Origin of the sequence: Fontimonas sp. SYSU GA230001 (assembly GCF_040066175.1) — a bacterium.
GTDB lineage: Bacteria > Pseudomonadota > Gammaproteobacteria > Nevskiales > Nevskiaceae > Solimonas.
Genome location: NZ_JBEAAM010000022.1, coordinates 13,478 through 26,381 on the forward strand (window position 1 = coordinate 13,478; position 12,904 = coordinate 26,381).

The 12,904-nt window shown below is 65.7% G+C and carries 16 protein-coding genes and 3 pseudogenes; 4 read left to right on the forward strand and 15 right to left on the reverse strand.

Annotated elements, in window-relative coordinates; all coding sequences use genetic code 11:
- Window positions 1-20 precede the first annotated feature (20 nt).
- Complete coding sequence (locus tag AAG565_RS11855) at window positions 21-1,217, forward strand: ribonucleotide-diphosphate reductase subunit beta (RefSeq protein ID WP_348819808.1); 1,197 nt, start codon at window positions 21-23, stop codon at window positions 1,215-1,217.
- A 9-nt stretch (window positions 1,218-1,226) separates the two neighbouring features.
- On the opposite strand, the pseudogene AAG565_RS11860 reads toward AAG565_RS11855, so the two are convergent.
- The 5 genes and pseudogenes from AAG565_RS11860 to AAG565_RS11880 all read right to left on the reverse strand — a co-directional run.
- Window positions 1,227-1,825, reverse strand: a pseudogene (locus tag AAG565_RS11860) (transposase); the annotation flags it as partial.
- Between the two features lie 109 nt (window positions 1,826-1,934).
- The gene (locus tag AAG565_RS11865; protein WP_348819858.1) at window positions 1,935-2,795 is read right to left on the reverse strand and encodes a patatin-like phospholipase family protein; all 861 of its coding nucleotides are present in this window, start codon (window positions 2,793-2,795) and stop codon (window positions 1,935-1,937) included.
- 2 nt (window positions 2,796-2,797) lie between these two features.
- A complete protein-coding gene (locus tag AAG565_RS11870) occupies window positions 2,798-3,397 on the reverse strand; it encodes a peroxidase-related enzyme (RefSeq protein WP_348819809.1) in 600 nt (199 codons plus the stop codon).
- A gap of 165 nt (window positions 3,398-3,562) precedes the next feature.
- Window positions 3,563-3,907 carry a hypothetical protein gene (locus AAG565_RS11875; protein ID WP_348819810.1) on the reverse strand — a complete coding sequence of 115 codons (345 nt, stop codon included), beginning with the start codon at window positions 3,905-3,907 and terminating at the stop codon, window positions 3,563-3,565.
- A complete protein-coding gene (locus tag AAG565_RS11880) occupies window positions 3,904-4,560 on the reverse strand; it encodes a DoxX family protein (protein WP_348819811.1) in 657 nt (218 codons plus the stop codon). Before AAG565_RS11880 ends, AAG565_RS11875 begins: the two co-directional genes overlap by 4 nt.
- Before the next feature lie 253 nt (window positions 4,561-4,813).
- Here AAG565_RS11880 and AAG565_RS11885 point away from each other — a divergent pair, with 253 nt between their 5' ends.
- Both AAG565_RS11885 and AAG565_RS11890 read left to right on the forward strand, forming a co-directional pair.
- Window positions 4,814-5,452 carry an ABC transporter substrate-binding protein gene (locus AAG565_RS11885; protein WP_348819812.1) on the forward strand — a complete coding sequence of 213 codons (639 nt, stop codon included), beginning with the start codon at window positions 4,814-4,816 and terminating at the stop codon, window positions 5,450-5,452.
- A gap of 134 nt (window positions 5,453-5,586) precedes the next feature.
- The gene (locus AAG565_RS11890) at window positions 5,587-6,156 is read left to right on the forward strand and encodes a carboxymuconolactone decarboxylase family protein (protein WP_348819813.1); all 570 of its coding nucleotides are present in this window, start codon (window positions 5,587-5,589) and stop codon (window positions 6,154-6,156) included.
- A 36-nt stretch (window positions 6,157-6,192) separates the two neighbouring features.
- Here the strand turns inward: AAG565_RS11890 and AAG565_RS11895 are convergent, their stop codons facing one another.
- The 3 genes from AAG565_RS11895 to merC all read right to left on the reverse strand — a co-directional run bounded on the left by AAG565_RS11895 (window position 6,193) and on the right by merC (window position 7,751).
- Window positions 6,193-6,993 carry an alpha/beta fold hydrolase gene (locus AAG565_RS11895; RefSeq protein ID WP_348819814.1) on the reverse strand — a complete coding sequence of 267 codons (801 nt, stop codon included), beginning with the start codon at window positions 6,991-6,993 and terminating at the stop codon, window positions 6,193-6,195.
- A gap of 108 nt (window positions 6,994-7,101) precedes the next feature.
- The gene (locus AAG565_RS11900) at window positions 7,102-7,338 is read right to left on the reverse strand and encodes a GDCCVxC domain-containing (seleno)protein (protein WP_348819815.1); all 237 of its coding nucleotides are present in this window, start codon (window positions 7,336-7,338) and stop codon (window positions 7,102-7,104) included.
- The gene (gene merC, locus AAG565_RS11905) at window positions 7,335-7,751 is read right to left on the reverse strand and encodes an organomercurial transporter MerC (RefSeq protein ID WP_348819859.1); all 417 of its coding nucleotides are present in this window, start codon (window positions 7,749-7,751) and stop codon (window positions 7,335-7,337) included. Before merC ends, AAG565_RS11900 begins: the two co-directional genes overlap by 4 nt.
- Before the next feature lie 86 nt (window positions 7,752-7,837).
- Here merC and merR point away from each other — a divergent pair, with 86 nt between their 5' ends.
- Window positions 7,838-8,248, forward strand: a complete 411-nt coding sequence (gene merR, locus AAG565_RS11910) for an Hg(II)-responsive transcriptional regulator (protein WP_348819816.1) — start codon at window positions 7,838-7,840, stop codon at window positions 8,246-8,248.
- On the opposite strand, the pseudogene AAG565_RS11915 reads toward merR, so the two are convergent.
- The 7 genes and pseudogenes from AAG565_RS11915 to AAG565_RS11945 form a co-directional block, all read right to left on the reverse strand.
- Window positions 8,245-8,537 (reverse strand): annotated as a pseudogene (locus AAG565_RS11915) (IS701 family transposase); the annotation flags it as partial. The gene merR and the pseudogene AAG565_RS11915 overlap by 4 nt on opposite strands.
- A pseudogene (locus AAG565_RS11920) lies at window positions 8,534-9,199 on the reverse strand (IS1595 family transposase); the annotation flags it as partial. The pseudogenes AAG565_RS11920 and AAG565_RS11915, both read right to left, overlap by 4 nt.
- A 112-nt stretch (window positions 9,200-9,311) precedes the next feature.
- Window positions 9,312-9,563 carry a hypothetical protein gene (locus tag AAG565_RS11925; protein WP_348819817.1) on the reverse strand — a complete coding sequence of 84 codons (252 nt, stop codon included), beginning with the start codon at window positions 9,561-9,563 and terminating at the stop codon, window positions 9,312-9,314.
- Window positions 9,560-10,315, reverse strand: coding sequence for a phosphate ABC transporter ATP-binding protein (locus tag AAG565_RS11930; RefSeq protein WP_348819818.1), 756 nt, complete (start codon window positions 10,313-10,315; stop codon window positions 9,560-9,562). The genes AAG565_RS11925 and AAG565_RS11930 overlap by 4 nt, the downstream gene beginning before the upstream one ends.
- Before the next feature lie 59 nt (window positions 10,316-10,374).
- Window positions 10,375-11,205, reverse strand: a complete 831-nt coding sequence (pstA, locus tag AAG565_RS11935) for a phosphate ABC transporter permease PstA (RefSeq protein ID WP_348819819.1) — start codon at window positions 11,203-11,205, stop codon at window positions 10,375-10,377.
- Window positions 11,198-12,067 carry a phosphate ABC transporter permease subunit PstC gene (gene pstC / locus AAG565_RS11940; protein WP_348819820.1) on the reverse strand — a complete coding sequence of 290 codons (870 nt, stop codon included), beginning with the start codon at window positions 12,065-12,067 and terminating at the stop codon, window positions 11,198-11,200. Before pstC ends, pstA begins: the two co-directional genes overlap by 8 nt.
- Window positions 12,048-12,899: a phosphate ABC transporter substrate-binding protein gene (locus AAG565_RS11945; protein ID WP_348819821.1), complete on the reverse strand. Its 852-nt coding sequence runs from the start codon at window positions 12,897-12,899 to the stop codon at window positions 12,048-12,050. The genes pstC and AAG565_RS11945 overlap by 20 nt, the downstream gene beginning before the upstream one ends.
- Window positions 12,900-12,904: the final 5 nt, after the last annotated feature.

The window sequence follows — 12,904 nt, forward strand, 5'->3', positions numbered from 1 at the left end:
ACCAGAATGAGGACACCGACATGCTGAGCTGGGACGACACGCCGAGCACCGCCACCCCATCCGCGCCGACCGCGCCGGCACCCGCGTACAAACCGAATCCCGCGGTCATCGCGCAGGCCGCGTCAGGTCACACGACGGGCCACGCGGCGCACGCGCCCGCGGCCGGCGCCACGGGGCTGGAGAACGTCGAGATGGGCGCACGCCGCATCCGCGTGGACGACAAGAGGATCATCAACTGCCGCGCCGACCTCAACCAGCTCGTGCCCTTCAAGTACAAGTGGGCCTGGGAGAAGTACCTCGACGCCTGCAACAACCATTGGATGCCGCAGGAAATCAACATGTCCGCGGACATCGCCCTGTGGCAGGACCCCAATGGGCTCACCGAGGACGAGCGCACGATCATCAAGCGCAGCCTCGGCTTCTTCTCCACCGCCGACTCGCTGGTCGCCAACAACCTCGTGCTCGCGGTGTATCGCCACCTCACCAACCCCGAGTGCCGCCAGTACCTGCTGCGCCAGGCCTTCGAGGAAGCGATCCACACGCACGCCTACCAGTACTGCATCGAGAGCCTGGGCCTGGACGAGGCGGAAGTGTTCAACATGTACCGCGAGATCCCGAGCATCCACGACAAGGCCGCGTGGAGCCTGCCGTTCACGCAGAGCCTCGCCGATCCCGACTTCCACACCGGAACAAAGGAGGCCGACCAGCGCCTGCTGCGCGACCTGATTGCGTTCTACGTCGTCTTCGAAGGCATCTTCTTCTACGTCGGCTTCGTGCAGCTGCTCAGCTTCGGCCGCCGCAACAAGATGGTCGGCACCTCCGAGCAGATCCAGTACATCATGCGCGATGAGTCGATGCACATGAATTTCGGCATCGATGTGATCAACCAGATCAAGCTCGAAAACCCGCACCTGTGGACCGCCGAGTTCCAGCAGGAAGTGGCCCACATGATCGTCGAGGCCACCGAACTGGAGATCCGCTACGCGCACGACACCATGCCGCGCGGCGTGCTCGGCCTCAACGCCAGCATGTTCAACGAATACATGAAGTTCATCGCCAACCGCCGCTGCGCCCAGATCGGCCTCAAGCCGCTGTACCCCGGTGCGGAAAACCCGTTCCCGTGGATGAGCGAGGTGATGGACCTCAAGAAGGAGAAGAACTTCTTCGAGACGCGCGTGACGGAGTATCAGACGGGTGGCGCCCTGAGCTGGGATTGACCCGCCGGCATTCACGCCGACGGCAACGATCACTGCCACCGACACGATCCGGCCGGCCTGACGGGTCTTCACGTAGGTCGCGTCGATCCACAGGTACGGCCAGTCGCCTTCGATCGGCCGGTCCAGAAAGGCATGGACGCGCTCGTCGATTTCCTCGCACAGCCGGGAAACCTGACTCTTGGAGATCCCGCTGCCGCCCATGGCCTGCACCAGATCGTCCACCGAGCGCGTCGAGATGCCCTGGATGTACGCCTCCTGGATCACCGCCGTCAGTGTTCGGCGGGCAAACGATTCACCGGATCGTTTGCTGATCCGCCTCACTCTCGGCCATCCGGCGCGGCTCCAGAAAGCCCGGGAAGTAGCTGCTCTTGCGTAGCTTGGGGATGCGCAGCTCGACCGTACCGGCCCGCGTCTGCCAGTCGCGCTCGCGGTAGCCGTTGCGCTGGACCAAGCGCTCGGCGCTCTTCTCGCCATACGCTGCGCCGGTCAGCGCCCCGACCTCCAGCTCCATCAGCCGCTTACCTGGCAAAGCCGATCATCTCGCGCAGCAGGTCTGCGTCCGGGCTCTTCTCCAGCAGCGCACGCAAGTTTATCATCTCATCGGTCATCGGTGGTTCCTTGTGTTCAGGGTTGAGTCTTCGCAAACCCAAACCTAAACCAGTTGCCACCGATGACCTTCAGAACCTACACCACGTCGTGGGACACGACCCGATACCGTCATGACCCATGGTGGTGAGGTCGCAAGCTGTCGGGAACGCCGGGCCTGGCGATGCCCCCATGATCCAGCCACTGCGCCGTGGCATCGCGGGCGCGGTCGATCAACTCGGCGCCGTGGTCGAAGTCGAACACGTTCACGGCCAGCGGGCACAGCGGCGGCACGATGACGATCTCGGCGCGCTGCCCGTGCAGCGCCACATCCCGAACGAGCTGACGCATGATCAGCAGATTGATGGCATGCAGCGCCATCGCCCAGGCGCTTTGCGGACGATCGTCCGACGCACACGAAAACCCGGTCGGCAGAACGATCAGACGCTCAGCACCCAGCGCGATTGCCTCGGCAATGGGTGTGTTGCTCGTCACCCCGCCGTCAATCAGCGTGCGGCCCTGATGCGTGACCGCCGGAAACACCGACGGAATGGCGGCGCTGGCCAGCAATGCCGTTCTTGCGGACCCCTCGGACAGGCTCACCGCTTCACCGGTCAGAAGGTCGGTGGCGACGACGTGAATGGGAATCGCCGCCTTTTCGAGGCGCGCGTACGGCAGCGCGGCGTCGATGACGCGGCCCAACGCGCTGGGCGAGATGAGATAGCTGCGCCGTCCGAGGGCTGTGCGTAGCCCGTCGATCCAGCTCAAGGGAAAGACATCCTGGCGACGCAAGCCGCGCCAGATCGACGCAAGCGCCTCCATCCCGGCAGAGTCTGGACGCCCGGCCAGGTACGCGGCGTTGATGGCGCCGACAGACGCGCCGACGACGAGGTCTGGGCACAGGCCGGCCGCGATGAGCGCTTGCAGGCTTCCGACCTGAACGGCGCCGAGGCTGCCGCCGCCGGCCAGTATCCACGCGGTGCGAGCGTGCAGGGTCACGTGTCGTCCGGCTGCGGAACGTCCGGAAGCGGCGGCACAACGCCGATCCGTCGTCCGTAGTTCATGTACGGCGACGGGTCATTCTGCTGAGGGGCCGCGCCGTGGCGCTCACGCTGCGCTGCCTGTATCGCGGAGCTGGTCCTGACGCCCATCCCTTCAACGAGTCGGTTCATGAAGTTGAAGAGCGCACAGGTCGCAACGGCATCGTGCAGGGCGCGCGCGCTCCATCCCGCGGCGTACACCTGTGCCCGGTCCTGTTCGGTGACGCGAGCCGGGGTGCGCGTCAACTTGCCGACGTAGTACAGCAAGGACTTGAGGCGCTGTTCGACCGGTGCGGCGTCCAGGTCGTCGACCAGCGCGCGGATCAGGTCTTCGCTGACTCCGAACGTGCTCGCGATGATGCTGTGCGCGCCAAAGCAGAACCCGCAGGCGTTGATGCCGGACACATACGCCGCGATCAACTCCCGCTGCGCAACGCTCAGGTCCGACGCTCCACGCAGCAGGATGTCGTGGTAGGCGAGCAGTTCGGGAACGCCATGCGGATAGGCGCGGAACACATCGGCGAGGTCCGGCGCTTCAGATGGATTCGTGCTCATTCGGGTGCTCGTCTGCAGAGTCTGCGAAGGACCGGTGGCCGCAAGGCTGGGGAGGACCGTTGGTGGTCCGGCCAGGGGATGCCTTACGCCGGGCATGCCACCGGTCCGACGCAGTCGCTGGTCAGGGCGACCGTGACGGCGTCAGCCGCGCGATCGCCGGGCGAATCACTTCTTGCCGCCGCACTTGCCTTCGCCGCATTTGCCTTCAGCAGCCTTACCTTCTGCGGTCTTACCATCGCCGCCGGCCTTCGACTTGTCGGCGCCGCACTTGCCCTCACCGCACTTGCCTTCCGCCGACTTGCCATCGGCACCGGCGCTCTTCTTGTCGGCGCCGCACTTAGCTTCGCCACATTTCGCTTCACCTGCCTTGTCTTCGGCGGCGGCGACCTGATAGCCGCCGGCGAGATCCTGGGCGGCGAACACGGACTCGGCATGCAGACCACCGTACGCGGCGACGACCGCTGCGCCCAGCGCAATGGCAACGGGCTTCTTTGCACAGATCATGATCATGACAACTCTCCATGTGGGACTGGGGAACAGGACAGGGGATCGGGTCGGCCACGTGCGCGTTCACGACGCTTGAGCCACTCCGATACCCAGTAGTCGACGCTGACGTAACGCCCCGCGCCGAGGAACGCGAGCGCCAGCAGCATCACGAAATAGGTCGCGGCAAACTCGATGCCGTTGTTGAGGATCACGAAGCTGCCGTGCTCAGTCAGCCACTCGTAGTTGCCGTGCTCCTGCAGAATCTCCTTGGCTCGCGCGAGGCGCTCGGCGGCCTCGACGGTGCGCTCGGTTGCGAATGGTCCGGACCCCTCGGCAATCGCAAGCCAGCCGTTCTGCCAATGCACGGTGCCGGCGGCCACCACCATCGTGAACATCAGAGGGATCGCGAACCAGCGCACCGCGACAACCAGCAACAGAGAGATCGCGCCACCGATTTCCGTGGCCGTCGCGAAAAGGGCCATCGGCCAGGGAAACGGCAGACCCAGCCCCCAAGCCGGATTGCCGAACCAGGCCACCGTGTCGCCGAAGCCTTCCAACTTTCGCGTTCCGGCCATCCAGAAGATCGGGACGAGGTAGAGACGCAGCAGCAGCGGCGCGACGAAGTCGGCAGCGCCGAAGGACATGAGCGCGCAATGCAGGCGTGCCAACAACTTCATGAGATGCTCGCGATTGAATATGCGAGGCCATGCTAGGCAGTGCTTGCAAGTCGCGCCGCATTCGATCGTCGGGACTTCATGTTCGATCGTCTTGGGCAGGAGGCTACGCCGTGTATCGAGGGCCGCGCCCCGCGGGGCGCGCGGGCAGAGCGCGCGGGCATCCGACGATCAAGCACAAAGTCCGGACGGTCGAGCGTATCGGCGGACTGAGGGCGGACCTAGCATGCGGCCACCGTAGTTGAGGATGTTGATCATGTTCGCAGCAATCATTCGCTCCGCAGTGCTGCTCTGGGCCTTGGTGCTGCTCACGCCGCACGCCGCCGCATCAGAGTCCACACCACAAACGGTGGTGCAAGGTGCGACCGACCAGTTGCTATCGCAGATCCAGAAGAACAGGAAAGCCTACGAACAGAACCAGGCGGACTTTCGCGCGATGGTCGACGGCGTTTTGCTTCCGGTGTTCGACTTCGATTACACGGGGCGGCTCGTGCTCGCGCAGCACTGGAAGTCTGCGTCTGGCGAACAGCGCCAGCGGTTTCTCGATGCGTTCCGTCATACGCTGATCAACACGTATGCCAGCGCGTTTCTGGGCTACGAACCGTCGACCCGATTGGTCTGGAAGGCGGCCACCGTCCGTAACGACGGATCGTCGGCCACGGTCAATCTCGAAGTTCAGCAGCCCGGCAAGCCTCCATTGGCCATTGCGTTCTCCATGCGCCTCGACGGGCAGGCTGGATGGCGCATCTACGATATTGCGATCGAAGGCATCAGCCTCGCCGTGAACTTTCGCGGTCAGTTCGCCGCCGAAATCAAGCGCGGCGGTCTGGATGCTCTGATTGCGAGACTCGAGTCATCGGGTTCTGACGCCGCCCCCGCCGGTTCCGGCAGCTGAGCCACCGCCGCGACGAGTTACCGGCGTCCGGCGCACCGATACGGTCGGACATGATTCTCAGACGCTGCAATCTGTCATGCATCAGTTGAGCAGCCCATGCTCGGTTGCACCATTCGCCTTACCTGGAGTCCGTGATGTCTGCCGAGTACAAGCTGACGTTGTCCCCCCGCACTGCGGCCGATGCCGAGCCGCTTGCCAAGGCCGCGCTTGAAGGTGCGCAGAAGAGTCTGGGTTTCGTCCCGAACATGTATGCCGGCATGGCGAATTCGCCGGGCCTGCTGGACACGTATCTGCACGGCTATCAGCAGTTCCGGCAGTCGTCGGGCTTCACTCCGGCCGAGCAGGAAGTCGTTTTCCTGACCATCAGCCGCACCAACGGTTGTCAATACTGCGTGGCCGCGCACAGCTTCATCGCAGACCAGATGTCGAAGGTACCGCCGGCGGTGACCGACGCGATTCGCAGTGGCACGGAAGTTCCCGACGCCAAGCTTGGGGCATTGAGTGCCTTCACACGCACGATGGTGACGACGCGCGGCCTTCCGGCGCGACGCGACGTCGATGCGTTCCTGAGCGCCGGTTACAGCGAGCGACACGTGCTGGAGATCATTCTCGCGATCGCGGTCAAGACGCTGAGCAATTACTCCAACCATCTGTTCCATACGCGGGTCGACGCGGTGTTCGCGCCGCGCGCCTGGAGCGCTTGAACAGAGTGCGAGTGGCGATCCGCCCGAAAGAGTGGCTTACCTCGGCGAACCTGCCAGCGCTACGACCGCGTCGGCGATCTGCTCGGCTGAATCCTCCTGGATAAAATGCTTTCCGGGAAGCGGCGTCGCTTCGGTGACGCCGAGCAGCCGGGCGATCGCCGGCGCATAGCGGCGCATGGGCAGCGCCGGGTCTTGTGCGCCCCATAGCATCTGCGCGGGAAACGTCCGTGCGCGCAGCGACGCGGCGATGCGCGACTCGAACGCCGTCGTCAGCTCGAAGCCGCGCATGATCTTCAGGAATGCGCGGCCGCCGTCGTCGCCCTTGAGGAGCTGCACATAGGCCGTCGCCTCGGCGTGCGAAAGTCCTCGAAGCACGCCATGTGTGCGCATCAGCACGCCGAGCATCGTCGGCGTCATCGCCGCCAGGTACGCCTCGCCGATGCCGGCCCACCGAAACGGGCGCATGACCCAAGGGGGCGTGAAGCGTGAGACTTCGAGGACGGTGTTCAGCACCGTCAGCGAGGCGACGCGCTCCGGCCGGCGGCGGATCACGTCAAAGCCGACCGGGCCGCCGATGTCGTGCACGACGAAGTGGCAGCGCGTGAGACCCAGGGCTTCGGCGAAGCGATCAGCCCAGGCCGACAGCCCCGTCCACGTATAGTCGAAGGACGTTGGTCGGTCGGAAAGGCCGAGTCCCGGCAGATCGAATGCGATGCCGCGCAGGCCGCGTTCCGCCAGCGCAGGCAGAACCTTGCGATACAGATAGGCCGACGCCGGTACGCCGTGGAAGCACAGCACCGGCTCGCCCGCGCCGCTTCCCCAGTACGCGCCGCGCACGCCGTCGATGTCGATGGTGCAGGCACGCGCACGCCACTGGTCGAGTGTCACAGTGTCTTGAGTGTTCATGAGATGGCCCCCGGCAGTGATGGCGGATTGTTCCGCGATTCAGCGTCCCGGTGTCGCGTCGGGCGTGCTGCAGCACCCTCGTGCCTGCTGGACCGGAGGGCACTTCACCGAGCCGTACGAACAGAACACGCAGCAGTCGCCCGGCTTTGGGCGCAGCAGCGCCTTGCACTGACGGCATTCGTAGAAGAACTGGCAGGCGTCAGTCGGCATCGTTTCCTGCCGCGCGAACCCGCAGTGCGGACAGGTGATCACGGACTCAAGCACGATCGCCGTCATGCGGAAGCTCGACCGCAGTGACTGTCCTCGCAGTGCCGGCTGGCCGGAGACCACACATCCCACACCGACACCGCGACCATGAGGGCGAGCGCGGCGTATGTGACCTTTGCGCTCCAGCCGTACTTGAACCAAGGGTAGAGCGACAGCAGCAACAGGGTTGGTCCGAGCATGCCGATCAGGCTGCGATGCCATTGCCGGTGCGCAACCCAGCCCAGCGCGTTGAGTCCCAGAACCAGCCACGCGGACAGCGGCAGCAGCGTGTTGATGAGCATGCCTTCCCAGCGACTCAGGAAGCCCAGGCCGATGGCCGCGCCCAAACCGGCAATTGCGGGAAAACACATCGCACAACCCATGGCGGAAACGACTGACGACATGGCACCGGCTTTGTCGCCGAGACGCGATATCCATGCTATCGATACTTTGATGATGGGCGGCACTGCGGCTGTCTCCGGGGATTCGGTGAGGTTACCCTATCTCCGTAGTCGACTACGGAGTCAACATGGCGCAGACCTACACGATCGGCGCACTCGCGCAGCGCTCCGGCGTTCACGTGGAGACGATCCGCTACTACCAGCGCCGTGGCCTCGTTGACAAGCCGGAGCGTCCCGCACGCAGCATCCGCCGCTACGACGACGATCACGTCGCGCGGCTGCGCTTCATCCGCCAGGCGCAGGCACTTGGTTTTACGCTCGACGAGGTTGCCGAGCTGCTCAAGCTGGAGGATGGAACGCACTGCCGCGAAGCGCGGCAGCTCGGCGACCGCCGGCTCGCAGATGTGCGGCAGAGACTTGCGGACCTGCGTCGCATCGAGTCGGCACTGGCGGCGTTGTTGGCTCGCTGCGAGTCTACGAAGGGACGACTCCGTTGTCCCTTGATCACCTCCCTGTACTCGGCCCCGAAAAACGCCTAGTCGTACTGTGTCATAAGAGTAGATTGACCCGACACCTGCCGCAGCACAAACATCGGGGCACGCGCGCGGCGAGGATGACGCTGAGCCGATGGCGCAGCGTGGGGATCGAGTCCGGCACGTGGAGCTGTGCTCTGCGCAGCACCGCGCGGGACGTAATCGTCGGGTACGCCAGGCGCTTGACGTCGAATGCGGTTTTTTGGGAGCCGGGCTTGTATCCGGTGAGTCGTTCGGCGAGCAGGAAGCCGTAGGCGGCAATGCTCAGACTGGCATGGTGATGAAAGCCACGCCAGCGAGTCCAGCCTTGACGCTGGGCAGCGCGTCACTGACGACCACGGCGTCGGGATCGATGGCGCGGTGCGCCCAGTCCTGGATGCCGGCCTTGGTGAAGCGCATGGCCTTGAAGCAAACCTTCTGCGGCTTGCCGTCCGGGCTGGTCTGGACGGCGGCGATAAACGGCACCTTGTTGGGCGATCCACGCCCCGGCGTGCCCGGATGCTCGCCGCCCAGGTAGGCGTCGTCGATCTCGATACGCCCTGTCAGAACAAGGCCCTGCTCACGATCAGCCATGACCTGCATGAGCTTGTGCTTGATCATCAGGGCGGTGACATACGACACCCCCAGATGCCGGCGCAGCTCCAGGGCCGAGACGTTGTTCTTCGACTGGGTCAGCAGGTGCATCGCCAGAAACCAGGTCGTCAGCGGCAGCTTGGTCGCCGCGAAGATGGTGCCGGCCGTGGCCGTCGTCTGGCGTCGGCAGCGGCAGCACTGCCAGTAGTGCCGGCCATCCCGCTCGAAGGTGCTCGACCGGCTGTCCCCGCACTGCGGGCAGCGAAATCCGTCCCGCCAGCGCGCCGCGATCAGCGCCTGCTCGCACTGGCGCTGGCTGCCGTATCGCCGGATGAACTCCGCCATCGACAGTCCGGGTTGAAACTGCACTCGATTCATCGCCATGGTCGGCATCTCCGTCAGAACCATGGCGCCATCTTCCCAGCCAGCAGGCTCATTTCCCGAGCCTCGGCTGAGGTTTGTTAATAATCACGCGGCACTTTGAGCGCCGTGCTGCCTATGGCTCTTCGTTTCCGCGGGAATCGGAGCTTGGCGTTGCGTGCCGCGACAGCAGACCCAGGTTGGCGACGACGAAAGGCGTCAGGTAGTTCAGGAATACCTTGAGCGCAAGCCGGCCGCTCCAGGCGCCGGCGAGGAGCGCATCGCCCTGATTGAAAGCAGTCAGCCAGCTGCCGACGATCAGCGCGATCAGTCCGGTGCGGCGCAGGTGTGCGGGCGCGAGCACCGTTCGCAGAACATTTCGGTTCATCCGCGCCGCCCCTGGACGTAGGCCGCCGTGACTGGATCCGATGGACATTCGAAGATGCAGCCGGTCTCGCCGCACTCGACCAACCCGCCGGTGCCGCCGCGTACCCAGAACACGCCGCAACGGTCCGAGATGCGCCGGGCCTGCGCGAGGTTGTGGGTCACGATCAGAACGCTGTAGCGCTGCTTCAACTGCGCGATCAGATCTTCGACGACACTCGACGCGATCGGATCGAGCGCGCTGCAGGGCTCGTCCATCAGCAGCAGCTCGGGTTGCAGTGTCAGTGCACGGGCGATGCACAGGCGCTGCTGCTGGCCGCCGGACAGGGCCTGCGCCGGCGCATGCAGCCGGTCCTTGACCTCGTCCCAAAGGCCGACTTCGCTCAGCGCGCGCTCGACGACGGCATCGACTTCGCTGCGTCGACGGACGCCGATTTCGAGCAGCGGCAGCTCGATATTGCGGCGGATCGACAGCGGGAACGGATTGGGCTTCTGGAAGATCATGCCGACCTGGCGGCGCAGCGCGACGACGTCGACAGCCTTGTCGCGGACATCGCGTCCGTGCAGTCGCACGCTGCCTTCGGTCGTGCATCCGGGAATCAGGTCGCTGAGCCGGTTCAGGCACGACAGGAAACTGGTCTTGCCGCAGCCGGAAGGGCCGATCAGTGCGGTCACGGTGTTCGCGGGAATCTGCAGGCAGACGTCACGAAATGCCCAGCGACCCTGGTAGGCCAGGCCCAGATTCTCGATCTCCATCACGGGCCGGGTGACAGGCGCCGCCTGAGGCGCGGAGCAGCACGGCGAAGCGGCGACAGTCATGCGACAAGACTCCGGCGGTGCAGCCAGCGATCGGCCAGCGAGGACGCGGTCAGATTGATCGCGAGCAGCAGGACGACGAGCACGACAGCCGACGCATAGGCGTTCGCGTTGCCGCCGCTGATGTTCATCGACAGGTCGAAGATGTGCAGCGACAGCGCGCGACCGGAGTCCAGCAGCGACTCAGGCATGCGGTCGACATCGCCGCTGGTGAAGATCAGCGCCGCGGTCTCCGCGAGGGCGCGGCCGATGCCCAGCACCAGGCCGACGACCAGCCCCGGCGCTGCGGCCGGCAGCAGCAGGCCGAACAGCGTGCGCGTCCGCGACAACCCCAGCGCGGCGGCGCCGTGGCGCACGTCGGTCGGCACCGCGCGCAAGCCTTCTTCGGTCGCGCGGATCAGGATCGGCAGCACCATGCAGGCCAGCGTGAGACCGCCGGACAGGATCGAAAAGCCCAGCCCCAGGACGATGCAGAAGAACGCATTGCCGAACAGCCCGAACACGATCGACGGAATGCCGGCAAGCACGTCCAGGCTGTGCTCGACCGCGCGGCCGAACGCCGATGCGCTGGACGTGTACTCGGACAGGAAGACCGCGGCTCCGACACCCAGCGGCACGCTGACCGCAAGGCAGACCGCGAGGATCAGGCCCGTGGAGACCAGGATCGGACCGATGCCGCCGGCGCGACCGGCGTCGCGCGGCGGTTCGGTCAGGAATGCCCAGTCGATGTGGGCGAGTCCATGCCAGGCCAGATCGCCCAGCAGCCAGCAGAACAAAACGGCGACTGTCAGCGCGGCACCGTGTACGAGCAGCGCATCGAATCTAGGCATGCGCCACCGCCTGCGGCCGCAGATGCGCCGCGATGGCGGTCAGCGCAGCGATCAACGCCAGCAGCACGAGCCCGCTGACGAACAGCGCCGATCGGTGGTCACCCAGCGCATAGGCCATCTCCAGCGCGATGTTGGCCGCCAGCGTGCGCACGGGATCGAACAGCGAGTCCGGCGTCTGCACGACGTTGCCGCAGACCATCAGCACCGCCATCGTCTCGCCAATCGCGCGGCCGGTGCCGAGCACGACGCCGGTCAGCAGGCCCGAACGCGCCGCCGGCAGCACGACGCCGACCACGGTGCGTCCGCGCGAAAGGCCCAGCGCCGCGGCGGCCCTCAGCTGCGCCGCGGGGACGGCCGCGATCGCCGCGTCCGCCATCAGCGCGATCGTCGGCAGAATCATCAGCGTCAAAATCAGGATGCCGGCCAGCAGGCTCGGACCGGGCGGATACAGGGCGCGAATCAGCGGCACCAGCACGACCAGACCCCAGAATCCGTAGACGACCGACGGGATGCCGGCCAGCAGCTCGATCATCCGCCGGTATACGCGGGCGGCGAGCCGTGCGGCGTAGTGGTGAACGAAGAGCGCCGACAGCACGCCCAGCGGCGTTGCCAGCAGCACGGCGCCCGCCGTCGCCCACAGCGTTCCCCAGACCATCGGCAGCAAGTCGAATGTGCCCTGAGCCGCCCGGGCCGTTGGATGCCAGGAGGGGTCGGTCACGAAGCGTCCGATACCCAGATGCCGCAGCGCAGGCCACGACTCCACGACGACAAACGCCGCGATCAGCAGCACGATCGCCGCCGCGCCCGCAGCGCATAGGCGCAGGCCGACGGCGAGGACGCGATCAGGGTTCCAGCGGAACAAAGTACAGTTTCTCCACGAGGTCGTGGACGGCCGGTGAACGCGCATAGTCGATATACGCTTTGGCCAGCCCCGCGGGCTCGGCCTTCGTCACCAGGTTCAGCGGTCGCGACAACGGAAAGCTGCCGTCCTTGACCGTGGCGATGGACGCGGCGATGCCCTTCATCGGCAGCAGCTTCACCGGCACACCGTGGGTCGCGCTGTATTCGGCGGCGCCGACCGAGACATAGCCGATCGCGTCCGGATTGCCGGCCACCGTTTTGATGCCCTGCTCGTTGTCGCCGATGACCACGTGCGCTTTCACGGCAGGCGACTCGAGCTTGAAGTAGTGCAGGAACAATTCCAGAGTGGAGCGCCCCTCCGCCTTGTTGACCACCGTGATCGGCGCGTCATTGCCGCTGACTTCGGTCCAGCGGGCGATGCGACCGGTGTAGATCGCAACGACCTGCGCGTCCGTCAGTGTCGCGACCGGATTGGCAGCGTTGAGAATCACCGCGATGCCGTCGCGCGCGATCGCAAAGCCGTGAAGGTCTGCCTCCTCGGGCTTGAGCGCGCGCGAGGCCATGCCGATGTCGGCGAGCCCCTGACGCGCGTCGGCGATGCCGCGCGACGAGCCGCCGGTCTGCACGTCCACACGCACGCCGGCATGCAGCGACTCGAAGCGCTTGCCGATCTCCGCTGCCAACGGCGCGACCGTGCTCGATCCGGTGACGACGAGCTTGCCCTGAAGGCGGTCGGGATCGGACGACGCGGGTGCGGATGGCTTGCTGCAGGCCGACAGCGCCAGACCGACGAGTGCCAGCGCAAGCCGCATCGAGGAGAACATCCGAGGCATGGTGC

Coding starts and splice junctions, on each gene's coding strand:
- AAG565_RS11855 (WP_348819808.1), top strand. CDS start 21: ATGCTGAGCTGGGACGACACGCCGAGCACCGCCACCCCATCCGCGCCG.
- AAG565_RS11870 (WP_348819809.1), bottom strand. CDS start 3,397: ATGAGCACGAATCCATCTGAAGCGCCGGACCTCGCCGATGTGTTCCGC.
- AAG565_RS11875 (WP_348819810.1), bottom strand. CDS start 3,907: ATGATCATGATCTGTGCAAAGAAGCCCGTTGCCATTGCGCTGGGCGCA.
- AAG565_RS11880 (WP_348819811.1), bottom strand. CDS start 4,560: ATGAAGTTGTTGGCACGCCTGCATTGCGCGCTCATGTCCTTCGGCGCT.
- AAG565_RS11885 (WP_348819812.1), top strand. CDS start 4,814: ATGTTCGCAGCAATCATTCGCTCCGCAGTGCTGCTCTGGGCCTTGGTG.
- AAG565_RS11890 (WP_348819813.1), top strand. CDS start 5,587: ATGTCTGCCGAGTACAAGCTGACGTTGTCCCCCCGCACTGCGGCCGAT.
- AAG565_RS11900 (WP_348819815.1), bottom strand. CDS start 7,338: ATGACGGCGATCGTGCTTGAGTCCGTGATCACCTGTCCGCACTGCGGG.
- merR (WP_348819816.1), top strand. CDS start 7,838: ATGGCGCAGACCTACACGATCGGCGCACTCGCGCAGCGCTCCGGCGTT.
- AAG565_RS11925 (WP_348819817.1), bottom strand. CDS start 9,563: ATGAACCGAAATGTTCTGCGAACGGTGCTCGCGCCCGCACACCTGCGC.
- AAG565_RS11930 (WP_348819818.1), bottom strand. CDS start 10,315: ATGGAGATCGAGAATCTGGGCCTGGCCTACCAGGGTCGCTGGGCATTT.
- pstA (WP_348819819.1), bottom strand. CDS start 11,205: ATGCCTAGATTCGATGCGCTGCTCGTACACGGTGCCGCGCTGACAGTC.
- AAG565_RS11945 (WP_348819821.1), bottom strand. CDS start 12,899: ATGCCTCGGATGTTCTCCTCGATGCGGCTTGCGCTGGCACTCGTCGGT.